Raw genomic sequence first — 22,266 nt, 5'->3', positions numbered from 1 at the left:
GCCTCGTAGGAGCGGGCCATGCCCGCGATGCTTTCAGTTTCGCGGGCATGGCCCGCTCCTACCAAGGCGATGACCTCAATGATTGACCGTATACGCCAGCATCATCGACAACTGGCACAGCGGACGACCGCTCTGCGCGTGCCACTGGTTGAACGCCGCCTGCACCGCGGCGCGGTCTTTCAGGCTGGTCGGTGCCTTGTCGATGATGTGCTGCGCCTTGAGTGCGGCCACCATGTCATCGGAGGGAATGAAGGTGTCCTTGCCGACCATGCGCAGGAAACGCGGCGCAGACAAACCGCCCAGCTGGCTGCCGTGCTTGGCCAGGTAGTGCCACAGGCCGACGATATCGGTCACCGGCCAGTCGGCGATCAATGCACCGAAACTGCCCTTCTCCCTGCGCACATCCAGCACGAACTGGGCATTGCGCGGCACGCTCTTGAGCTTGCCCAGATGGCGGATGATGCGCGCATCCTGCATCAGGTTTTCCAGGTGTTCGGCGCCCATCAGCACGACTTTTTCCGGATCGAAGCCGAAGAACAGCTGCTCGAAAACCGGCCATTTGGCATCGACCAGGCTGTGCTTGAGGCCTGCACGGAAAATGCGCAGGCTGATGGTGGAGAGATAACGGTCATCGCCCAGCGCGCGCAGCTCGGCATCGCTGCGCGGCTGCGGCAAGCGCGCCTCGAGGGCGGCGGCCGAGCCAAAGCGATTCAGGCAATACTCATGGAGCCATTTGTAGTCGCGCATGGGCTGTCCTTACGGAATCTTTCGCAGATCAATTCGTGCCCACGCTGGAGCGCGGGAGCAACCATCGCGGCCAAGGCCGCGCCTACAGGAGGCGAGATCTTGTAGCCCGGATGAAATCCGGGAACTCTCTAAATCGCCCCCGGATTGCATCCGGGTTTCAGGTCAGGCGATCAGAGGTTCATCACATTGACGAAGCGCGATGTGGCATTTTCGTCGATTTTCAGGTTCTTGAAGTCGAACAGGTTGCGATCGGCCAGCTGCGAAGGCACCACGTTCTGCAACGCGCGGAACATGATCTCGATGCGCCCCGGCGACTTGCGCTCCCAGTCCTGGAGCATCTCCTTGACCACCTGGCGCTGCAGGTTTTCCTGGGAGCCGCAGAGGTTGCACGGAATGATCGGGAACTGCTTGAGCCGGCTGTAGGCCTCGATATCCGCCTCGTTGCAGTAGGCCAGCGGGCGGATCACCACGTTGCGCCCGTCGTCGGCGCGCAGCTTGGGCGGCATGGCCTTGAGCGTGCCGCCGTAGAACATGTTGAGGAAGAAGGTTTCCAGGATGTCGTCGCGATGATGCCCCAGAGCCATCTTGGTCGCGCCGATTTCGTCGGCGAAGGTGTAAAGGGTGCCGCGGCGCAGGCGGGAACACAGCGAACAGGTGGTCTTGCCTTCCGGAATCATCTCCTTGACCACCGAATAGGTGTCTTTTTCGACGATGTGGTAAGGCACACCGATGGATTCCAGGTAGGCCGGCAACACATGTTCGGGAAAGCCCGGCTGTTTCTGGTCCATATTTACCGCGACTATCTCGAACTTGATCGGCGCGACCTTCTGCATATGCAGCAGCACATCGAGCATGGTGTAGCTGTCTTTTCCCCCGGACAGGCAAACCATGACCTTGTCGCCATCCTCGATCATGTTGAAGTCGGCAATGGCTTCGCCGGCCTGACGGCGCAGGCGTTTTTGCAGTTTGTTCTGATTGACCGAGAGGCTACCCATGGTGCGCTGGAATCCGGAGGCTTACTAAAGTGCGGCATTTTACCCAGAAAGCGCGACGCGCCCTACCCCAATCATGCTGAAATGCTAGGCTCGGGTGATGAACGTCGAACTTGATCCCTCTGCCGATCTGGCAGATCAAATGCACCAGTTGCTGCAGGCTGCCCCTGCCGGGATTGGCGAATACCAGTTGATCCAACAGCTGAAAGATCGCCACTGCACGCACATTCCCCACCTGCCATTGACCGACAAACTGGTGCTGTTTCGCACCCACTTCCTGGTATTCAACGCCCTGTACCGGCTGCGCGAGCGCTTATGGGGCGAACGACTCGGCTTTGTCCAGATCAGCCCGCTGCACATCCAGCTGCTGCCCTACCAGGCCGGCAGCGCCGAACTGAGCGAGCATGACCCGTTGCGCGACTATTACCTGGACCTCAACCAGCTGAGTGACACCGACGAACAGGATGTGGAAGAGCTGCTGGCCAGTTTCTGGACACGCATGCAAGGCGGCGAGGAAAAGCGTGCAGCCCTGGAACTGTTCGAGCTGAATGACAGCCAGCAAGTGCTCAATATCGGGCTGATCAAGCATCGCTACCGGCAACTGGTCAGCCTGCATCACCCGGATCGAGGCGGCAGCACTGCGCGTCTGCAGTCGATCAACAAAGCCATGGAAATTCTGGAACGCTATTACAGCTAGCCTTCAGAGACTAATTTGCTCTAAGTCGAGCCCCCTCACTCTCTCAAGCCTCTGCCTATACTGCGACATACGGTCGCATAGGTTCGGCCCAGTACCCGGTGGCGCTGCATACGCGCGCCGGGCACTTCGCTGGGGGGCGATCGCATAACAAGAGGAGGTGTCTGGCATGATCCATCACGTTTGGGGGCTCTTCACCCATCCCGATCAGGAATGGCAGGAAATTCGTGGCGAAGAAGAAACCATCAGCCACATGTATCTCACCCACGTACTGGTGCTCGCGGCGATTCCGGCGATCTCGGCCTTTATCGGCACCACCCAGGTTGGTTGGTCCATCGGTGATCGGACACCGGTGATGCTGACCGAAGCCAGCGCATTGCAAATGACCATCATGACCTACCTGGCTATGCTTGCCGGTGTTGCGGTGATGGGCGCCTTCATTCACTGGATGGCACGTACCTACGACGCCAGCCCCAACCTGACCCAGTGCATCGTGTTCGCCGCCTACACCGCGACGCCCCTGTTCATTGGCGGCCTGGCGGCACTCTATCCAAATATGTGGCTGGCCATGGTGGTGGGAACACTGGCCATCTGTTACACCGTCTACCTGCTCTATGTGGGCATACCAACCTTCATGAATATTCCCGACGACGAGGGCTTCATGTTCTCCAGCTCGGTACTCGCGGTCGGCTTGGTGGTACTGGTGGCGATGATCGCCAGCTCGGTGATTCTCTGGGGGCTTGGGGTAGGCCCGGTCTATACCAGCTAAGGCATGACTACAAAGACTCGACGAAACCACCTTGCGGTGGTTTCGTCGTTTTAGGGCTGCCGTACCGGTTCGGCTTAGGCATAATCGCGCCGTCGTCCTCAGGTTGCGCCCATGCCCGAACACATCCACGCCCGTGTCGAAACCTGCTACCAGCAGGCCGAGGCCTTTTTCAAGCAGCGCTTCGTCCGTGCCGAGGTGAGTTTCAAACTGCGTGGACAAAAGGCCGGAGTGGCACACCTGACGGAGAACAAGCTGCGCTTCAACCCGCAGCTGTACCGGGACAACCGCGAAGATTTCCTCAGGCAGACGGTAGCCCACGAAGTGGCGCACCTGATCGCCCATCAGTTGTTTGGCTTGAAGATCCAGCCTCACGGTGAGGAATGGCAACTGATCATGCGCGGCGTCTATGAGCTGCCACCAAACCGCTGCCATAGCTACGACGTCAAGCGCCGCAAGGTCAGCCGCTTCATCTACCGCTGCAGCTGCCCCCAGGGCGAGTTCCCCTTCTCCGCCCAACGCCATGCCCTGGTCGGCAAAGGCCGCCGCTACTTCTGCCGGCGCTGCAAGGTGACCCTGAGCTTTACCGGCGAACAGCGGGTGGAGTGAGCGGCGCGCTCCCCTGCTAAATCGATCACGAACGGCTATGTGCCGTTTTCCGCAGCAGTCGCCCCAGACCCGGCCCGAACAAACTCGCGTGCCTGCGTCGCACACCCCAAGGCTGGCAATCCCGCTTACAGATGTTTTACACCTGTAAAGATTCTCGCTTTACAGGTGCATTACGGCGCCGCGCAAAAGCATCTTCTATAATCCTATAAAATCGTTAATAAACAATAACTTAACCACAAAATAAAGCATTGGCACGCAAGCTGCTCAAGGGTTATCGAGAGAGGAGAAACAGTCCTCTCGGCACATAACAATGAGCGCCGGCCACACCTGATCCCACAGCAGGCTGTGCCGGCAATAGCCTGGAGCACTGCCATGCATGACTCTCCCAGCCCCGACACCGGCCTCACGCGCCGGCGTTTCATGTCCCTTTCCGGCCAGTCCCTGCTCGCCCTCGGCGTCACGGCCGTCGCCGCGCAACTGATCCCGGTCACCCTGCTCGCCGACGAGGCGCTGCCCGACCTGCCCCAGGGCCTGCTGCGCATGGGCCGCGACATCTACCCGCATGACCGCCTGAACGACCTGCACTACGCCAAGCCACTGGCCGAACTGGTGACCCAGCAGCCCGAGCTGATCGCAGACGGCCTGCGCGAACTGCAGGCTAGCGCCGAGCGGCGGCACGCTCAGCCCTTCGAGGCCCTCGGCACGGAAAACGACCGGGTCGCCCTGCTGCGCGAGATCGAAACCGGGCCGTTCTTCCGCGCCGTGCGCAATGCCCTGATGTTCGGCCTCTACGACAACCCGGCGCTGTTCCCACTGTTCGGCTACGAAGGCTCCTCGGTGGAGAAAGGCGGCTACCTGGCGCGCGGTTACAACGACCTCGACTGGCTCTGACCCACACCCCGGCAAACGCAGCTCATCCAATTCCAACAATGAGGGGAACACCCCATGGCAGCGAAATTCGCACAAGACGACGGCGACGTCGTGGTCATCATCGGCTCCGGTGCCGGCGGAGGCACCCTGGCCCACGCCCTGGCCAAGCAGGGCATCCGCAGCGTGGTGCTGGAAGCCGGCAAACGCTTCGAGATGGCCGACATCGAGAACGACGAATGGGCCATGTTCAACAAGATTTCCTGGCTCGACAAACGCATCGCCACCGGCGGCTGGGACGTGGCACAGAACCATCCCAACCTGCCGGCCTGGATCGTCAAGGCGGTCGGCGGCAGCACCGTGCACTGGGCCGGCGTGGCCCTGCGCTTTCGCGACTTCGAGTTCCGCATGCGCACGGAAAATGGTGAGATCAAGGGTGCCAACCTGCTCGACTGGCCGCTCGGCTACGAGGAACTGGAACCCTGGTACGTGAAGGCGGAACAACACATGGGCGTGACCGGCCCCACCACCGGCATGCCGTACCACCAGTGGCACAACTCCTTCAAGGTGCTGGCCGAAGGGGCGAAACGGGTGGGCTACCAGGAAATCCAGTCCGGGCCGATGGCGATCAACACCCAGGCCTACGACGGCCGGCCGGGCTGCATGCAGATCGGTTTCTGCATGCAGGGCTGCCGCATCGGAGCCAAGTGGTCGACCCTCTACACCGACATCCCGCGCGCCGAGGCCACCGGCAACTGCGAAGTCCGTCCGCAGTCCATGGTCCTGCGCATCGAGCACGATGCGCGCGGCAAGGTCAACGCGGTGGTCTACGCCGACGCCCAGGGCCGCCAGCAGCGGCAGAAGGCGCGGGTGGTGTGCGTGGCCGGCAACTCCATCGAGTCGCCACGGCTGCTGCTCAACTCCGAATCGCCGACCTTCAAGGACGGTCTGGCCAACTCCTCCGGCCAGGTCGGACGCAATTACATGACCCACACCACCGCCGGCATCTACGCCACCCTGCCCAAGCCGGTGCACATGTACCGCGGCACCACCTGCGCCGGGGTGATCTCCGACGAATCGTACAACGACACCTCCCGCGGCTTTATCGGCGGCTACCGCCTGGAAGTGCTGTCGCTCGGCCTGCCGTTCATGTCCGCCTTCCTCGATCCGACGCCGCAGGGCTGGGGCCGCGCCTTCGCCTCGAAGATGGAGCGTTACGACCATATGTCCGGGGTCTGGCTGTGCGGCGAGGATCTGCCCATGGAGGGCAACCGCATCACCCTGCACGCCAGCGAGAAGGACCAGTACGGCCTGCCGGTGCCGGTGGTGAACAAGGACGACCATGCCTTCGACATCGCCATGCGCGAGCACGGCGTCGAACAGACCCGCAAGTGCTACGAGGCGGTCGGCGCCACCGAGGTGATTCGCCTGCCGTCCTACCCGGCCAGCCACAACATGGGCACCAACCGCATGAGCGCCAAGGCCGCCGACGGGGTGGTCAACAAGTGGGGGCAGAGCCACGACATTCCCAACCTGTTCGTCTCCGATGGCAGCCAGTTCACCACCAGCGGAGGTCAGAACCCGACCCTGACCATCGTCGCCCTGGCCCTGCGCCAGGCCGAGTACATCGGCACGCAGCTCAGCCAGCGTGCCCTCTGATTGAAACAATGGAGCCCAGCACATGACCGTACCAAGCAACGCGCAGCGCCTCTGGATGTTCGAGCAGATGCTCGTCAGCCGCTACCTGGAGGAGTCCATCGAGCGCATCTACATGGAAGGCAAGACCCCGGTATTCAACATGGCCAACGGGCCGATTCCCGGCGAAATGCACCTGTCCAACGGCCAGGAGCCCTGCGCCGTTGGCGTCTGCGCGCACCTGAATGCCGAGGACATCGTCACCGCCACCCATCGCCCGCACCACATTGCCGTGGCCAAGGGTGTGCATCTCAACGAGATGCTCGCCGAAATATTCGGCAAGAAGACCGGCCTGTCCGGCGGCCGTGGCGGCCATATGCACCTGTTCGATGCCCGGGTGAATTTCTCCTGCTCGGGGATCATCGCCGAAGGCATGGGCCCGGCCGTGGGCGCGGCGCTGTCGCGCCAGTTGCAAGGTAAGCCCGGCGTGGCGGTGGCCTTTATCGGCGAGGGCGCGGCCAACCAGGGCGCCTTCCACGAGACGCTGAACCTCGCCGCCCTGTGGAAGCTGCCGGTGGTGTTCGTCATCGAGGACAACGCCTGGGGCATCTCGGTGGCCAAGCAGGCCTCCACCGCGATCGAGCGCAACTACCTGCGCGCGGCGGCCTACGGCATGCCCGGGGTGTTCGTCCCCGGCAACGACGCCGACGCCATCTTCGCCGCTGCGGCTGCTGCCATCGAGCGCGCCCGCGCCGGTGGCGGGCCGAGCCTGATCGAGATCGAGACCTCCCGGCTGGCCGGCCACTTCATGGGCGACGGCGAGCAGTACCGCCCCGCCGGCGAGAAGGAAGCGCTGCAGGCCAAGGACCCGATCCCGGCCTACCGCCAGCGTCTGCTCGAGCTGGGTGTGCTGGATGAGCGCGCCGCCGAGGAGATCGCCGCGCGCGCCCGCGGGCGGGTCGACGAGGCCGTGCTGTTCGCCCGCGAAAGCCCCTACCCGGCACCCGAAGAAGCGCTGGAAAAGGTTTTCGTTTGAGCGTCGTAGCCGCACGCCAATACCAACAGACAGAAAGGATGTGCTTATGAACCAGCAAGCCAGCATGACCGCCGCGGTGTGGCACGGACGCCGCGACATCCGCCTGGAACAGGTCGCCCTTCCCGGCACGCCGCCATCCGGCTGGGTGCAGATCAGGGTGCACTGGTGCGGCATCTGCGGCTCCGACCTGCACGAGTACCTGGCCGGGCCGGTGTTCATCCCGATGGACAGCCCGCACCCGCTCACCGGGCTGCAGGGGCAATGCATCCTCGGCCATGAGTTCAGCGGCGAGATCGTCGCCCTGGGCGAAGGCGTCAGTGACTTTGCCTGCGGCGAGCGGGTGGCGGCCGATGCCTGCCAGCACTGCGGCCATTGCCTGTTCTGCCGGCAAGGCCAGTACAACCTGTGCGAGAACCTGGCCTTCACCGGGCTGATGAACAACGGTGCCTTCGCCGAGTTGGTCAATGTGCCGGCCAACCTGCTGTACCGCCTGCCCGAGGGATTCCCCAGCGAGGCCGGCGCGCTGATCGAGCCGCTGGCCGTGGGCATGCATGCGGTGAAAAAGGCCGGCAACCTGCTCGGCCAGACCGTGGTGGTGGTCGGCGCCGGCACCATCGGCCTGTGCACCATCATGTGTGCCAAGGCCGCGGGTGCCACGCGCATCATCGCCCTGGAGATGTCCGCCGCACGCAAAGCCAAGGCCCTGGAAGTCGGCGCCAGCCACGTCATCGATCCCAGCGAGTGCGACGCCATCGCCGCCGTACGCGAGCTCAGCGAGGGCTACGGCGCCGCGGTCTCCTTTGAGTGCATCGGCCACAAAACCACGGCCAAGCTGGCCATCGATGTGATTCGCAAGGCCGGTCGCTGCGTGATGATCGGCATCTTCGAGGAGCCCAGCGAGTTCAATTTCTTCGAGATCGTCGCCACCGAGAAACAGATCATCGGCTCGCTCGCCTATGCCGGCGAGTTCGCCGACGTGATCTCCCTGATCGCCGACGGCAGCATCGACGTCACGCCCTTGATCACCGGGCGGATCGGCCTGCAGCAGATCATCGAGCAGGGCTTCGAAGAGCTGGTAAACAACAAGGATCACAACGTCAAGATCATCGTCAGCCCCAGCGCGCTGGCGATCTAACCGGCCAATAATTCCAGGAGACAACCATGACCACAGTAGTCAAACAACGCAAACTCACCGTCGCCCGCGCCATGGCCGAGGCGGTGGCCCAGGAAATGCGCCTCGATCCCCGTGTGTTCGTAATGGGCGAGGACATCGGCCCGCTCGGCGGGGTATTCGGCAACACCCGCGGCCTGCATGAAGAGTTCGGCGGTACGCGGGTACGCGACACGCCGATCTCCGAAACCGCCTTTATCGGCGCGGCGGTGGGCGCCGCCTCCGACGGCATGCGCCCGATCGTCGAGCTGATGTTCGTCGATTTCTTCGGCGTGTGCATGGACGCCATCTACAACCTGATGGCGAAGAACACCTACTTCTCCGGCGGCAAGGTCAGGGTGCCGATGGTGCTGATGGCCTCCACCGGCGCCGGCTACTCGGATGCCGGCCAGCACTCGCAGTGCCTGTACGCCACCTTCGCCCACCTGCCGGGGATGAAGGTGGTGGTGCCGAGCAACGCCTATGACGCCAAGGGCCTGATGACCGCGGCGATCCGCGACGACAACCCGGTGATCTTCCTGTTCCACAAGGCCCTGCAGGGCATGGGCTGGCTGGGCACCGAGAAAGGCGCCACGGTGGCCGTGCCGGAGGAGCCCTACTGCCTGGCAATCGGCAAGGCCAAGACCGTGCGCGAGGGCACCGATGTGTCCATCGTCAGTCTCGGCGTCGGCGTGCACCACGCCCTGCGCGCGGCTCAGCAACTGGAACAGGACGGCGTCAGCGCCGAGGTTATCGACCTGCGCAGCCTGGTACCGCTGGACCGCGCCCACGTGATCGCCTCGGTACGCAAGACCGGCCGGCTGATCGTGGTCGACGAGGATTATCACAGCTTCGGCGTCAGCGGCGAGATCATCGCCAGCGTGGTCGAGCACGACCTCGGCATGCTCAAGGCCAGCCCGCAGCGGGTGGCCTTCCCGGATATCCCGATTCCCTTCACCCCGGTCATGGAGCAATGGGCCCTGCCCAATGCCGAGAAAATTGTGGCCGCTTACCAACAGATGCACGAGGAACAAAACCGATGAGTACTCCCATCCTGATTGCAGACGACCTCTGGGACGGCGACGCCGAAGCGGTGATCACCGCCTGGCTGGTCAGCGACGGTGCCGAGGTCAGCCAGGGCGACCTGGTCGCCGAGATCATGTCCGAGAAGGCCCAGTTCGAGATCGAGGCACCCTGCGCCGGGGTGCTGAAGATTCTCGCGGAAGAAGATGCGGTGATCGCCAAGGGCGCGACCATCGGCCTGGTGGAGTAGCCCATGACTGCCATGACACAAACAGCGGATTGCCTGCCAGGCACGACTACAGTGCCGCTCAAGGGCATGCGCAAGATGATCGCGGCGAAGATGCACGAGAGCCTGCAGAGCGCCGCCCAGCTCACCCACCACGCCGAGTGCGAGCTGACCGCGCTGCAGGCGCGGCGTGCGCGCTTGAAGGCAGCCGGCAGTGCGGTCTCGTTGCAGGATCTGCTGCTGCACGAGATCGTCCAGACCCTGGCCGCGCACCCGAGCCTCAACGCCACCCTGCAGGACCAGCAGATCACCCGTTACCAGGCCGTGCACCTGGGCCTGGCCATTCCGCTGGCCGGCGACCTGCTGGTGGCACCGGCGCTGTTCGACGCCGAGCGCCTGGATGCCGAGAAGCTTGCCAGCGCACGCCGCGCCCTGGTCGACAAGGCTCAGGCCGGCAAGCTGTCGGTCAGGGAGCTGACCGGCGCGACCATCACGGTATCCAACCTGGGCCTGTCGCGGGTACGCTTCTTCACCCCTATCCTCAATGTGCCGCAGGTGGCGATCATCGGCATCGGCGGCAGCCAGCGGCGCTTGCAGCGCGAGGCCGACGGCACGCTGATGGAACGGGACTTTATCGGCCTGTCGCTGACCTTCGATCACCGTGCGGTGAACGGCGCGCCGGCGGCGGACTTTCTCGACGACCTGTGCCAGCGACTGGAACACAGCGAGGTGACATGACATCGATACAGCGACTGCCGGTCGAAGCCGGCCTAGATGCGGAACGGCAGTTGCTGGATCGGGTGCATGCCGGCGCCCTCGACTGCGGGCTGCTGCTCTGGCGCCCGCTGGATGCGGCGCTGGTGATGCCGCGCCGGCTGGGCCGCCTGGACGGCTTCGCTGCCGCCGAGGCCGCCTGCGTGGCGCAGGGCTGGCCGGTAGCCCTGCGCGACACCGGCGGCGAACCGGTGCCGCAGTCGTCGGCGGTGCTCAACGTGGCCCTGGCCTATGCCGTGCCGGCGCACGACGACGAACAGAAACGCATCGAAACCGCCTATTTGCGCCTGTGCGAACCGCTGCGCGCCTGGCTGCGCGGTCTGGGCCTGGACCCCGGCCTGGGCGAAGTGGACGGCGCCTTCTGCGACGGCCGCTACAACGTCACCCTGGAGCAACGCAAGCTGGCCGGCACCGCGCAACGCTGGCGTCGGCGACCGAGCGACGGCCGTCACGTGTGCCTGGCCCACGCCGCGGTGCTGCTGGAGAACCAGCGCCAGTCGATGGTCGAGGTGGTCAATAGCTTCTATGCAGGCTGCGACCTGCCGAGCCGTTGCCGGGTCGCCAGCCATGTGGCGCTGGACGAGCTGCTCGAGGATGTCTGGCCGGCTACGGACAGCCTGCTCGATTGCTACCGGCAGCAGCTCAATGCAGCCGGGTTGGTGCTTTCCGCGGGGGGATGAGGCACGCGCACAACAGCACGGCCACCTCCTTAATTCGTCGCGCCGCCCCCACCCTCAGACGCCACCGATACCAGGCAGGGTATGCCGAACGAGTCGGCCCGACGCGCCGTGCTCGACAGCCTGCACTTTTTACGACTCACGATCGCCGTCGTTGAACGTCGCACAACTCGGAGGTTGTGAACATATCCAACGGCGCCGCAAGGTCATCTCCAAGTGCTCGCAGTAGGCGGGAGTTTTTTCACAGGCGCTCAGGCCAACCTGCAGGCCGCTCGACAAACCCCAGGCAGAAAAAAGCCCGACACCAGGCCGGGCTGTTTCTGCTCGCGGGTAAAGCCAGTAGTTAGACTGGCGCTTTAGCGCGGGACTTGTACTCGCCGGTGCGGGTATCGATCTCGATCCAGTCGTCGATGTTGCAGAAATCGGCAACCTTGACTTCAGTACCGTTGCTCAGCCTGGCGGTCTTCATCACCTTGCCCGAGGTATCGCCACGAGCGGAACCTTCGGTGTAGGTGATCTGGCGAACGATGGTGGTCGGCAGGTCGACCGAAACCACTTTGCCTTCGAAGAACACGGCTTCGCAGATATCGGTCATACCGTCAACGATGAACGGCATAACGCTTTCCAGGTCGTCCTTGTTCAGTTCGTACTGGTTGAACTCATCGTCCATGAAGACGTAGTTCGGCTCGCTGTAATAGGAGTAAGTCACAGCAACGCGATCGAGAATAACCGGCTCGAGCTTGTCGTCGGCCTTGTACACGGTCTCGGTCGAGGAACCGGTCAGCAGGTTGCGCAGCTTCATTTTGACGATAGCGCTGTTACGACCGGACTTGGTGAATTCGGCTTTCTGGATAAGCCAAGGCTGGCCGTCAATCAGGGCCACACTGTTGGGCTTCATTTCTTGTGCGGTTTTCATACTAATATCCGGATTTGGATGGAGATACGGAAATCTAGGCCGCATATCATAGCCAATTTTGGTAAAACTCTACCAGTGCCTCGGCAAGATCGGCCTGAGAAGCCCGTTGCAGACACCAGCGCTCGGCATGTTCGGCCAGTTCCGGCCACACCTGCAACAGCGCCTGCCAGCGCGCGCCCATGGCGTCACCGGCATTCCACGCCCGCCACAGCCCCTCCAGCGCCGCACTCGCGGCAGGCGACAAACCCTGGGTATAAAGCGCCAGAAACGCCTCGAGTTTGTCCCAATGGGCGTCCTCCTCTTGCCCATAGATATGCCAGAGCAATGGCCGCCCGGCCCACTGCGCACGAACGAACGAGTCCTCACCGCGCACCGCATTGAAGTCACAACTCCAGAGCAGGCGGTCGTACTGATCCTGCTCGACGAAAGGCAACACCTCGACATGCAGCTGACCGCGCCGCTGGCGATCGCCGGCAACCAGCGCCGCGCAACCGAGCCAAGCTTGCAGATCGGCAACAATGCGCCCTTCCGGCACCAGCAACTGGGTCACCCGGGTGTCCGCCGCCAGGACCTCCAGCCAACTGGCCAGGGCGCGGTTCTCGTAGGCGAACAACGACACCAGCCGCGCCTCCGCAATCGGCGCCACCCCCAGCCCCTGGAGAAAAGCCGTACGGGCCAGCGGATCGGCCTGAAACGCCCGGCGCTGATCCAGCAGATCGCGCTCGCGCAGCAAGCCACCGCTGCCTGCGGTAAAGCCGGGGAAAAAGAAGAACTTCTGCAACCCATTGGACTGCAAGGACGGCAAACCATGGCAACCCTCGACCCAGTCCTCGGCGCTGAGGTACTCCAGATTCAGCCACAGCACCTTCTGCGGTCGCGCCGCCATCGCCGCGACATAAGCGGCCGGCAACTCGCAGGCAAAAGCCTCGATCACCACATCCGCCGGCTGCACAGGCTGCCACGGCAGCGGCCACTGGCGAACTTCCACGCCCTGCCGCCATTGCTGCGCCGCGTGCCTGTCGGCCTGGGGACACAGGCGAACGAACGCGCCGAGGTCATCCAGCCACAGGCGCACCGTCACGCCATGCTCGGCCGCCAACTGCCGCGCCAGGCGCCAGGTCACGCCAATATCGCCGTAGTTATCCACCACGCTACAGAAAATGTCCCAGGTGACGCGCATAGGTACTCCACTCAGTGATTGGCAGACCTTAAATCGCAGGAGGATTCTGGGCAAACGCCAGCAACGAAAAAACCGAGGCGCCGCCACGCTGGATCCACCCTGCAGCAGCGCTTGAATGAACATATTGCCGGCTGACGACTCTACTTAACTCTTAGCAAGCTAATAAAAGAGGTCGCCTATGTTCCATAAAGAACCACTCAACAATCGACTTTCAAAGTGCCTGCTGCAGTCGGCGATGCTGCTTTCGCTCTGCACCGCACCCGCTTTCGCCTCAACTCAACAAGTGCTCGGCTGGGTTGAGGAAGGATTGATCCTGCCTGAGAATCTGGCGGTAAAGTTCAAGCTCGATACGGGCGCACTGACCTCCTCGATGCATGCCGAAGATATCGAACGCTTCAAGAAAGATGGCGAAGACTGGGTACGCTTCAACATCGAGCTGGAAGACATCGCCACCAATAAGCAAGTGAACGCCCAGTTCGAGCGCCAGGTAGAACGAGCCATCAAGGTGCGCGGCGCCGGCGGGGCAGAGAGACGCCCAGTCGTATTGATGAAGGTATGCCTGGGCAACCAGGTATATGAAGAGCAGTTCTCACTGAATGATCGAGACCGGATGAACTATCCGGTGCTGGTCGGCCGGCGCACCCTGGAGAAGGTTGGCCTGGTGGATTCCAACAAAACCTTTACCGCGAAACCTGATTGCGCGAAGTCTGCGTCCAGCGCCTGATTTACCTGCAGCGAAGCCCCATCCGCCGTCGCAAACCGTTGCAATATGGGGACTTCCGCCCTCCCCTGCGTGTCGATTCGCCGCTTTCTGACACAGTGTTTTCGACACTTTATCGACACAGCCATTAGCGGTAGGATGTAGCTTCTTTGCCAAATTTTGCCATGAAAGGCGGATTTCGTCATGAGCACCATGAACATCTCCCTCCCCGAAGCCTTGAAAAGCTTTGTCGATGAGCAGGTTAGCCAGCGTGGCTACAGCACCAGTAGCGAGTACGTTCGCGAGCTGATTCGCAAGGATCATGATCGGCAACACCTGCGTCGCCTGCTCCTCGCTGGCGCGGAGTCCACCTCCACCGCGCCTGCCGATGGCGCCTACTTCGAATCGCTACGCGCCAAGGTGCGGAACACTCAGGGATGAAGGCGAAACCGGTTATCCCGAGAGCGCTGGCAAGCCAGGATGTTGATGACGCGATCAGCTACTACCTGAGCGAAGACACCGAACAGGCCGCGCTTGGCTTCATTGATGCTTTGGAAAAGGCATATACCTACATCGGGCGTCACCCATCTGCCGGTTCAACCCGCTACGCCCACGAACTCGACCTGCCGGGATTGCACTGCTGGCCGCTGAAGCGCTACCCGCACCTCGTGTTCTATATAGAGCGCGACGATCATATTGACGTGTGGCGCGTCCTCCACGGGATGAGGGATATTCCTGCTTGGCTGAGCGATAGCCCTACTCACTGATATCTCGCCCGGCTCAGCGCCCATAAACTGTTTCTTTCTGGGAGGCATCACCCCCAAACAGAAGTTGGCCCGCGCGGCCTGACCTCTACTTCTGGCGAGTGCTAAAAATGGGGGGATTACCCTGCGGCCCTGGTCGCACTTCGACTGACGGGCGTTTTCGACACTTTATCGACACCAGCAAAAACCGGAAAGCAAAAAACCCCTGAAAGATTGCTCTCTCAGGGGTTTTGCGAAAGTGGCGGTGAAGGTGGGATTCGAACCCACGATACGATTTCTCGTATACACACTTTCCAGGCGTGCTCCTTCAACCGCTCGGACACTTCACCGGATCTCGGCTGACACTGGGTGTCTGTCGAGGCGCGCTAATCTAGCCGAACAGCTCGCCAAAGGCAAAAGTTTTTTTCAGAAGATTCATGCGCTTATGCCGAATGCTCGGTATCGGCTCGGCAAGCCCGGGGCGTTGCCGCGAAACCCTGGCGAACGAATAGCCGGAAGCCGGGGGAAATAAACAGGCGGAACAGGAATACGGCAATCCCCCCTGCGGGTTTTGGCGGCGCGTGCGGCACGCCAGTAAATGGCCAACTTGTCGTTTCTCATGATCACTACCTCTCGCCCAAGCCCGACGTCACGCCAAGACAGCGCACGAGCATGGCGCCAATTGCCTGTGCCGATCGGGCCGATAGGCTGTAATCGTCCGCTGCAACTGACTCACCAGTCAGCCGCGGCGCTTTACCTGGCCGGTGCGGGTGGGTAACGTCTGTGGTACTTCAGTACAAGGAACCCGCAATGAGCGACCTGATCAGCTACCAATTCGAAGACGGTATTGCCACCCTGACCCTGTGCAACGGCAAGGTGAACGCCATCTCGCCAGACGTGATTGCCGCCTTCAATGTCGCACTGGATCGTGCCGCGCAGGACAAGGCCATCGTCATCGTCACCGGCCAGCCGGGCATTCTATCCGGCGGTTACGACCTCAAGGTGATGACCTCCGGCCCGCAGAACGCGGTCAACCTGGTTGCTGCGGGCTCGACCCTGGCGCGGCGCATGCTCACCCACCCGTTCCCGATCATCGTTGCCTGCCCCGGCCACGCCGTGGCCAAGGGTGCCTTTATCCTGCTCTCGGCCGACTACCGCATCGGCGTCGAAGGTCCGTTCAGCATCGGCCTGAACGAAGTACAGATTGGCATGACCATGCACCATGTCGGTATCGAACTGGCGCGCGACCGCCTGGGCAAAGCGGCGTTCCAGCGTTCGGTGATCAACGGCGAGATGTTCGACCCGCAAGGCGCGATGAATGCCGGCTTCCTCGACAAGCTGGTGCCCGCCGAGCAACTGCTGGCTACCGCCCAGGCGGTCGCGCAGCAGATGAAGAAGATCAACATGAGCGCGCACAAGAACACCAAGCTGAAGGTGCGCAAGGCGCTGCTGGAAACCCTCGACCAGGCCATCGAACTGGACAAGCAACTCCCGCTCTAAGCCCGCACGATGCCAGCGCAGCCCAGCCAAGCGCCGGGCTGCCCCTGGACAACCTGCCTTCGGACTGCCGCACGTAGATGCAACGCTGCATCACCGCCCGGAGCCAGGAACTGGCGTACACCTGATGGTCGCCCGGCGCGAGCGGACACGGCACCAAGGGATTATCTGGAAGAAATCGGCGCCAGCGGCAACACTCTAAAAAGCGCAAGGGCGATCCTGCCCCACTTCAACAGAACATAAAAAGGAATCACCATGGGCCGCGTCGTTGCCGCCGCCGTCTACAGCCAAGGGCAAAAGATCACCGACATCACCCTCGATGAAGGCAAGGAGTGGTCGAAGAAGCCCGGCCACTTCGTCTGGATAGGCCTGCACGACCCGGGCCCCGAGGAGCTGACCAACCTGCAGCGCCAGTACGACCTGCACGAACTGGCACTGGAGGACGCCCTGCAACGCCATACCCGGCCCAAACTGGAAACCTTCGGCGACGCGCTGTTTATGGTGGTCTATTCGGCGATTCAGGTGAATGGCGAACTGGAGTTCATCGAAACCCAATTGTTTGCCGGCAATGGCTACATCATCAGCGCCCGCTATGGCCAGTCCGCGCCCTACTCGCAGGTGCGCCAGCGTTGCGAGGCCCGCCCCCTGTTGCTCGAGCACGGCGAAGACTTCGTGCTCTATGCCCTGCTCAGTTTTGTGCTGGAAAACTATCGACCGCTGATGGACGGCTATTACGGCGAGCTCGAGGAGGTCGAACAGGATGTGCTCAAGCGCCCCTTGACCCAGGCCGATGTCGAGCGCATCCAGGGCCTGCGCCGTGATTTGCTGCGTTTACGTCGCTATATCGGGCCTTTGGCAGAGATTTGCCAGGAACTGCAACGCCTCGACTTCCCCTTTATCGACAAGAACATGCGCCCGTACTTCCGCGATGTGGCGATCCATGTCAGCCGACTGCTGGAAGACCTGACCGCCCTGCGCGAAATGGCCGATCACGCCATCGAAATCGGCCTGTTGCTGGAGTCCTCGCGGCAGAGCATCACCCAGCGCAAGTTCGCCGCCTGGGCCGCCATCCTGGCCTTCCCCACCGCGGTGGCGGGGATCTACGGGATGAACTTCGAGAACATGCCGGAACTCGGCTGGCACTACGGTTACGTCGCCGTGCTCGGTTTGCTGGCCAGCGGCTGCATCGGGCTTTACGCCAGCTTCAAGCATTACGGCTGGCTGTGAGCAGGCGCGACAACAAAAAAGCCCGGCATGTGAGCCGGGCTTTTTTGTTCTGAGATGCTTAAAGATCCAGGCCCGAACGGCCGTGCGCAACAAAACGCATCATCCACTCGGCCACCGTATGGCCCTGGTGCTCGTGTTGCAGGCTGTCGACGCCCTTGCGATAGGCCTCTTCACCAATGTGCTGCTGGCGAATCTCCAGCAGCTCCTTGGAGTAGTCGTGGATGAACTCCGGATGGCCCTGGAAGCACAGCACCTGGTCGTCGATGCAGTAGGCGGCGATCGGGCAGAAGTCGCTGGAGGCCAGCAGCGTGGCATTTTCCGGCAGCTTGGTGACCTGATCCTGGTGGCTGATCAGCAGGGTCAGTTCCTCCAGCACCGGGGTCATCCAGGCCGGCTGATGGGCCAGGCGGTAGCGATGGGTACCCACGCCCCAGCCCTGCTCGGCGCGCTCGGCCTTACCGCCGAGCAGCAGCGCCAGGAGTTGGTGGCCGAAGCAGATACCCAGCAACTTGTCGCCGTGGGCATAGCGCTCGAGCAGATAGGTCTTGAGGGTTTCGATCCACGGATCGCTGCCGAACGAATCGGCCTTGCTGCCGGTGACCAGATAGGCATCGTAGTGTTCGCTGTCCGGCGGGTAGCGACCTTCCATCACGTTGTACACGGTGAACTCGGCGGCGATCGGCTGGCGAGCGAAGAGCTGCTCGAACATCCGGCCATAGCCCTGGTACTGGTCGACCAGTTCGGGGCGAAGAATGTCAGTTTCCAGAATGCAAATCTGCAACGGCATGGGGCAAATACCTGAAACGCGGGTGCTGGTTGGTAGGGTGTTCAAGCCTGCCTGTGGCCAGGCGGCAAGGCAAGAGGACGCGTCGCCTGCCCGGCACAAAGTCGACCGATTACTCAGTCTGCACCTGTATCAGCGGGTTCGATAGTCCGCCTATCGTCCGTTCGCGCCTGTCGCCCCGCGCGCGGATGATCGGCTCGGCGAGCCGAGCCCAGGCAACCAGGACGGGCACTCGATCAACGCTCCAGAAACAGCAACAAGTCCCCACCGCAGGGAACTCGCGCAGCGGCGCAGCATGATCGGCGCTCGCGTGCGAGCCCCTGCGGGTCACTCGGAGTCAGAAGTTTTCGTTCCTGGCGGCTTTCTCCAGCAACAAGGCCGGTGGCAGGAAACGTTCGCCGTACTGCTCGGCCAGGTACTGGGCGCGGGCGACGAAATCGCGGATGCCGTACTGGTTGATGAACTGCAGCGCCCCGCCGGTCCAGGCGGCGAAGCCGATGCCGAAGATCGAGCCGATGTTGGCGTCCGCCACCGACTCGAGCACGCCCTCCTCCACGCAGCGCACGGTCTCGATGGCCTGGATGAACAGGATACGGTCGCGGACATCCTGCTGCGAGATTTGCGCCTCAGGTTTTTCGAAACGGGTCTTGAGCTGTGGCCACAGGTGCTTCTTGCCGCCGGCCGGGTACTCGTAGAAACCCGCACCGGCCGCTTTGCCCGGTCGCTTGTATTCATTGAGCATCAGCTCGATCACCGCGAAGGCGGGGTGCTGCACGATGCTCTTGCCCTCTTCGGCCAGGTCCTTGAGAGTCTGCTGACGGATATGGTTCATCAGGCTCAGCGACACTTCGTCGCTGATCGCCAACGGGCCGACTGGCATGCCGGCCTTGCGCGCTTCGTTCTCGATCATCGCCGCCGACACGCCTTCGCCGAGCATGGCGATGCCTTCGTTGGTGAAGGTGCCGAACACGCGCGAGGTGAAGAAACCGCGGCGGTCGTTGACCACAATCGGGGTCTTGTTGATCTGCATGACATAGTCGAAGCCGCGCGCCAGGGACTCGTCGCTGGTGCGCTCGCCCCTGATGATCTCCACCAGCGGCATCTTGTCCACCGGGCTGAAGAAATGCAGGCCGATGAATTTGTCCTGTTTCTGTACCGCAGTGGCCAGGCCGGTGATCGGCAGGGTCGAGGTGTTGGAGGCGATCAGCGCATCCGCCAGCGCGACCCGTTCGGCCGCGGCGGTGACATTGGCCTTGAGGTCGCGATCCTCGAATACCGCCTCGATGATCAGATCGCAACCTGCAAAGTCGGCGTCCTTGTCGGTGGCCTTGATCCGCGCCAGGATGCCGTCGCGCTTGTCGGCACTCATCTGGCCGCGGCCGACCTTTTTCTCCAGCAACTTGGCCGAATAGCTCTTGCCCTTCTCGGCCGCTTCCAGCGAGACGTCCTTGAGCACCACCTCGATACCGGCCACGGCCGAGACATAGGCAATGCCCGCACCCATCATGCCGGCGCCGAGCACGCCAACCTTGCGCGTGACATAGGGCGCAAAACCCTGCGGCCGCGAGCCACCGGCATTGATCTGGTTGAGCTGGAACCAGAAGGTGCCGATCATGTTCTTCGCCACCTGGCCGGTGGCCAGTTCGGTGAAGTAGCGCGCCTCGATGATCTGCGCGGTGTCGAAGTCGACCTGGGCGCCCTCGACCGCGGCGCACATGATCTTCTCCGGGGCGGGGAAACAGCCTTTGGTCTTGTCACGCAGAATAGAGGGGGCGATGGCGAGCATCTGCGCCACATTGGGGCTCGCCGGGGTGCCGCCGGGGATCTTGTAGCCTTGGCCATCCCAGGGTTGCACGGCATTCGGGTTGGCCAGGATCCAGGCCCGGGCCTTGGCCAGCAGGTCATCCTTGTCGCTGGCCAGCTCATCGATCAGGCCGGCCTTGAGCGCGGCATCCGGGCGCACCTTCTTGCCTTCGAGCAAATACGGCAGGGCCTTTTCCAGGCCGAGCAGGCGCACCATGCGCACTACCCCGCCGCCGCCGGGCAGCAGGCCGAGGGTCACTTCCGGCATGCCGAGTTGCACGCTGGAACTGTCCAGGGCAATGCGGTGGTGACACGCCAGGCAGATTTCCCAGCCGCCCCCCAGGGCCGCACCGTTGATCGCCGCCACCACCGGTTTGCCCAGGGTTTCCAGGCGGCGCAGTTGGCCCTTGAGCGTCAGGATCATCTCGTAGAACGGCTTGGCGTCGGCCTTGGTGACCTTGATCAGTTCATTGAGATCGCCGCCGGCAAAGAAGGTCTTCTTTGCCGAGGTGACGATCACCCCGGCAATACTGCCCTTCTCGGTTTCCAGGCGCGCGATGGCTTTGCCCATGGCCTCGCGGTACTCCGCGTTCATGGTGTTGGCACTCTGGCCGGGCATATCGATGGTCAGAACGACGATAGCGTCCCGGCCTTTTTCGTAACGGATGGCGTCAGTCATTACTTAATTCCTTTCATGCAGGCAGTTGCGCTCGACTGGAGGGCAACGCAGAAACCGTAGGAGCGGGCCATGCCCGCGATCATCGGCGAAACCGTGGTTTCGCGGGCATGGCCCGCTCCTACGCTCCGATTAGATACGCTCGATGATGGTCGCAATACCCATGCCGCCACCGACGCAGAGGGTGGCCAGGCCGTAACGCAACTGGCGCGTCTCCAGTTCGTCGAGCAGGGTGCCGAGAATCGCGCAGCCGGTGGCGCCCAGCGGGTGGCCCATGGCAATGGCGCCGCCGTTGACGTTGACCCTGTCTTCGCTCACGCCCATGTCTTTCATGAACTTCATCACCACCGAGGCGAAGGCTTCGTTGACCTCGAACAGATCGATGTCTTCCACCTTGAGGCCGGCCTTGGCCAGCGCCTTGCGCGTAGCCGGGGCCGGGCCGGTGAGCATGATGGTCGGATCGGTGCCGATCACCGCAGTGGCGACGATTCGCGCGCGGGGCTGCAAACCCAGCTCCTTGCCCTTGGCGGCAGAGCCGATCAGCATCAGCGCCGAGCCGTCGACGATGCCGGAGCTGTTGCCCGGGGTGTGCACGTGGTTGATCTGCTCGACATGGCTGTAGACCCGTAGCGCGGTGCTGTCGAAGCCCATCTGGCCCATCGCCTCGAAGCTCGGCTTGAGCTTGCCGAGGCCGTCGAGAGTGCTGTCGCCGCGAATGAATTCGTCGTGCTCGAGCAGCACGATGCCGTTCTGATCGCACACCGGAATCAGCGATTTGTTGAACGAGCCGTCCTTGCTGGCGCGCGCGGCCTTCTGCTGCGAACGCAGGGCGAAGGCGTCCACGTCCGCGCGGGAGAATCCTTCCAGGGTGGCGATCAGGTCGGCGCCGATGCCCTGGGGGGTGAAATGGCTGTGCATATTGGTTTCCGGGTCCATCACCCAGGCGCCGCCATCGGAACCCATGGGCACGCGCGACATCGATTCGACACCACCGGCCACCACCAGATCCTCGAAGCCGGAACGCACTTTCATCGCACCGAGGTTCACCGCCTCCAGGCCCGACGCGCAGAAACGATTGAGCTGCATGCCCGAGACACTGACGTCCCAGTCGGCGACCATGGCGGCGGTCTTGGCGATGTCGGCGCCCTGGTCACCCACGGGCGTCACACAGCCGAGCACGATGTCGTCGACCTGGCTGGTATCCAGGTTGTTGCGCACTTGCAGGGCGTTGAGCAGGCCAGCGACCAGGTTGACCGGTTTAACGCTGTAGAGCGCGCCGTCTTTCTTGCCTTTGCCGCGGGGCGTGCGCACCGCATCGAAAATGAATGCTTCGGTCATGGCGTCCTCAGACCTCTCTTGGAGGGTATGGATGGCGGCGCATTGCTGCCTGGCTGCGCCTATTCTTGTTGGCTGCACTACCTTACCCCCAGATGGGGCAGGCTCAATGACCGAAGTGCTCAGGCAGATTGACCGCTTTGCTCAGACGAACGGTCGTCTGCTGGCGTTATGCAGGCACAGGCCGGCCCAATGGCTCTGGTTCAAGG

General features: G+C 62.6%; 23 protein-coding genes and 1 tRNA gene. 16 read left to right on the top strand and 8 right to left on the bottom strand.

Going from position 1 to position 22,266, the window contains the following annotated elements; translation table 11 throughout:
- Nucleotides 1–75: 75 nt before the first annotated feature.
- A complete protein-coding gene (locus tag G9C89_RS14325; protein WP_172149095.1) occupies nt 76–747 on the bottom strand; it encodes a DNA-3-methyladenine glycosylase I in 672 nt (223 codons plus the stop codon).
- A 170-nt stretch (nt 748–917) separates the two neighbouring features.
- The gene (gene ttcA / locus G9C89_RS14320; protein ID WP_172149093.1) at nt 918–1,742 is read right to left on the bottom strand and encodes a tRNA 2-thiocytidine(32) synthetase TtcA; all 825 of its coding nucleotides are present in this window, start codon (nt 1,740–1,742) and stop codon (nt 918–920) included.
- A gap of 97 nt (nt 1,743–1,839) precedes the next feature.
- Between ttcA and G9C89_RS14315 the strand changes: the two genes are divergently transcribed.
- From G9C89_RS14315 to G9C89_RS14265, 11 genes are all read left to right on the top strand, one after another.
- The gene (locus G9C89_RS14315; protein WP_172149091.1) at nt 1,840–2,436 is read left to right on the top strand and encodes a DNA-J related domain-containing protein; all 597 of its coding nucleotides are present in this window, start codon (nt 1,840–1,842) and stop codon (nt 2,434–2,436) included.
- A 166-nt stretch (nt 2,437–2,602) separates the two neighbouring features.
- Nucleotides 2,603–3,202 carry a Yip1 family protein gene (locus tag G9C89_RS14310; protein ID WP_172149089.1) on the top strand — a complete coding sequence of 200 codons (600 nt, stop codon included), beginning with the start codon at nt 2,603–2,605 and terminating at the stop codon, nt 3,200–3,202.
- A 111-nt stretch (nt 3,203–3,313) separates the two neighbouring features.
- Nucleotides 3,314–3,808, top strand: coding sequence for a SprT family zinc-dependent metalloprotease (locus G9C89_RS14305; RefSeq protein WP_172149087.1), 495 nt, complete (start codon nt 3,314–3,316; stop codon nt 3,806–3,808).
- A 372-nt stretch (nt 3,809–4,180) separates the two neighbouring features.
- The gene (locus G9C89_RS14300) at nt 4,181–4,699 is read left to right on the top strand and encodes a transcriptional initiation protein Tat (protein WP_172149085.1); all 519 of its coding nucleotides are present in this window, start codon (nt 4,181–4,183) and stop codon (nt 4,697–4,699) included.
- A 54-nt stretch (nt 4,700–4,753) separates the two neighbouring features.
- A complete protein-coding gene (locus G9C89_RS14295) occupies nt 4,754–6,334 on the top strand; it encodes a GMC family oxidoreductase (RefSeq protein WP_172149083.1) in 1,581 nt (526 codons plus the stop codon).
- Nucleotides 6,335–6,356: 22 nt separating this feature from the next.
- A complete protein-coding gene (locus G9C89_RS14290) occupies nt 6,357–7,346 on the top strand; it encodes a thiamine pyrophosphate-dependent dehydrogenase E1 component subunit alpha (protein ID WP_172149081.1) in 990 nt (329 codons plus the stop codon).
- Nucleotides 7,347–7,410: 64 nt separating this feature from the next.
- Entirely contained in the window at nt 7,411–8,481 is a 1,071-nt protein-coding gene (locus G9C89_RS14285; RefSeq protein WP_256674202.1) for a 2,3-butanediol dehydrogenase, read from the top strand.
- Nucleotides 8,482–8,507: 26 nt separating this feature from the next.
- The gene (locus G9C89_RS14280) at nt 8,508–9,539 is read left to right on the top strand and encodes an alpha-ketoacid dehydrogenase subunit beta (RefSeq protein WP_172149077.1); all 1,032 of its coding nucleotides are present in this window, start codon (nt 8,508–8,510) and stop codon (nt 9,537–9,539) included.
- Nucleotides 9,536–9,769 carry a lipoyl domain-containing protein gene (locus G9C89_RS14275; RefSeq protein ID WP_172149075.1) on the top strand — a complete coding sequence of 78 codons (234 nt, stop codon included), beginning with the start codon at nt 9,536–9,538 and terminating at the stop codon, nt 9,767–9,769. Before G9C89_RS14280 ends, G9C89_RS14275 begins: the two co-directional genes overlap by 4 nt.
- Nucleotides 9,770–9,772: 3 nt before the next feature.
- Nucleotides 9,773–10,483, top strand: coding sequence for a 2-oxo acid dehydrogenase subunit E2 (locus G9C89_RS14270; RefSeq protein WP_256674191.1), 711 nt, complete (start codon nt 9,773–9,775; stop codon nt 10,481–10,483).
- Nucleotides 10,480–11,199 carry a lipoyl protein ligase domain-containing protein gene (locus G9C89_RS14265; RefSeq protein ID WP_172149073.1) on the top strand — a complete coding sequence of 240 codons (720 nt, stop codon included), beginning with the start codon at nt 10,480–10,482 and terminating at the stop codon, nt 11,197–11,199. Before G9C89_RS14270 ends, G9C89_RS14265 begins: the two co-directional genes overlap by 4 nt.
- Before the next feature lie 340 nt (nt 11,200–11,539).
- On the opposite strand, the gene efp is transcribed toward G9C89_RS14265, so the two are convergent.
- Entirely contained in the window at nt 11,540–12,112 is a 573-nt protein-coding gene (gene efp, locus G9C89_RS14260) for an elongation factor P (RefSeq protein WP_172149071.1), read from the bottom strand.
- A gap of 46 nt (nt 12,113–12,158) precedes the next feature.
- Nucleotides 12,159–13,292 (bottom strand): elongation factor P maturation arginine rhamnosyltransferase EarP, encoded by a 1,134-nt coding sequence (earP, locus tag G9C89_RS14255; RefSeq protein WP_172149069.1) that lies wholly within the window; start codon nt 13,290–13,292, stop codon nt 12,159–12,161.
- Between the two features lie 178 nt (nt 13,293–13,470).
- On the opposite strand from earP, the gene rloA3 reads away from it, so the two are divergent.
- From rloA3 to G9C89_RS14240, 3 genes are all read left to right on the top strand, one after another.
- The gene (gene rloA3 / locus G9C89_RS14250; RefSeq protein WP_390623819.1) at nt 13,471–14,016 is read left to right on the top strand and encodes a retropepsin-like aspartic peptidase RloA3; all 546 of its coding nucleotides are present in this window, start codon (nt 13,471–13,473) and stop codon (nt 14,014–14,016) included.
- Nucleotides 14,017–14,196: 180 nt separating this feature from the next.
- Complete coding sequence (locus tag G9C89_RS14245; RefSeq protein ID WP_172149067.1) at nt 14,197–14,433, top strand: type II toxin-antitoxin system ParD family antitoxin; 237 nt, start codon at nt 14,197–14,199, stop codon at nt 14,431–14,433.
- Nucleotides 14,430–14,759: a type II toxin-antitoxin system RelE/ParE family toxin gene (locus G9C89_RS14240; RefSeq protein WP_172149065.1), complete on the top strand. Its 330-nt coding sequence runs from the start codon at nt 14,430–14,432 to the stop codon at nt 14,757–14,759. Before G9C89_RS14245 ends, G9C89_RS14240 begins: the two co-directional genes overlap by 4 nt.
- A gap of 236 nt (nt 14,760–14,995) precedes the next feature.
- Here G9C89_RS14240 and G9C89_RS14235 read toward each other — a convergent pair.
- Nucleotides 14,996–15,085 (bottom strand) — tRNA-Ser (locus tag G9C89_RS14235).
- A gap of 460 nt (nt 15,086–15,545) precedes the next feature.
- Here G9C89_RS14235 and G9C89_RS14230 point away from each other — a divergent pair.
- Entirely contained in the window at nt 15,546–16,235 is a 690-nt protein-coding gene (locus G9C89_RS14230) for a crotonase/enoyl-CoA hydratase family protein (RefSeq protein WP_172149063.1), read from the top strand.
- 252 nt (nt 16,236–16,487) lie between these two features.
- A complete protein-coding gene (locus G9C89_RS14225; RefSeq protein ID WP_172149061.1) occupies nt 16,488–17,459 on the top strand; it encodes a magnesium and cobalt transport protein CorA in 972 nt (323 codons plus the stop codon).
- Nucleotides 17,460–17,517: 58 nt separating this feature from the next.
- Here G9C89_RS14225 and G9C89_RS14220 read toward each other — a convergent pair whose 3' ends face one another.
- The 3 genes from G9C89_RS14220 to G9C89_RS14210 all read right to left on the bottom strand — a co-directional run bounded on the left by G9C89_RS14220 (nt 17,518) and on the right by G9C89_RS14210 (nt 22,060).
- Nucleotides 17,518–18,246 carry an amidotransferase gene (locus tag G9C89_RS14220; protein WP_172149059.1) on the bottom strand — a complete coding sequence of 243 codons (729 nt, stop codon included), beginning with the start codon at nt 18,244–18,246 and terminating at the stop codon, nt 17,518–17,520.
- Between the two features lie 334 nt (nt 18,247–18,580).
- Complete coding sequence (locus G9C89_RS14215) at nt 18,581–20,725, bottom strand: 3-hydroxyacyl-CoA dehydrogenase NAD-binding domain-containing protein (protein ID WP_172149057.1); 2,145 nt, start codon at nt 20,723–20,725, stop codon at nt 18,581–18,583.
- 129 nt (nt 20,726–20,854) lie between these two features.
- A complete protein-coding gene (locus G9C89_RS14210; RefSeq protein ID WP_172149055.1) occupies nt 20,855–22,060 on the bottom strand; it encodes an acetyl-CoA C-acetyltransferase in 1,206 nt (401 codons plus the stop codon).
- Nucleotides 22,061–22,266: the final 206 nt, after the last annotated feature.

The organism is Pseudomonas tumuqii (genome assembly GCF_013184545.1).
GTDB lineage: Bacteria > Pseudomonadota > Gammaproteobacteria > Pseudomonadales > Pseudomonadaceae > Aquipseudomonas > Aquipseudomonas tumuqii.
The sequence above is the reverse complement of the archived record's forward strand: the minus strand, read 5'-3'. Positions and strand labels throughout refer to the sequence as shown.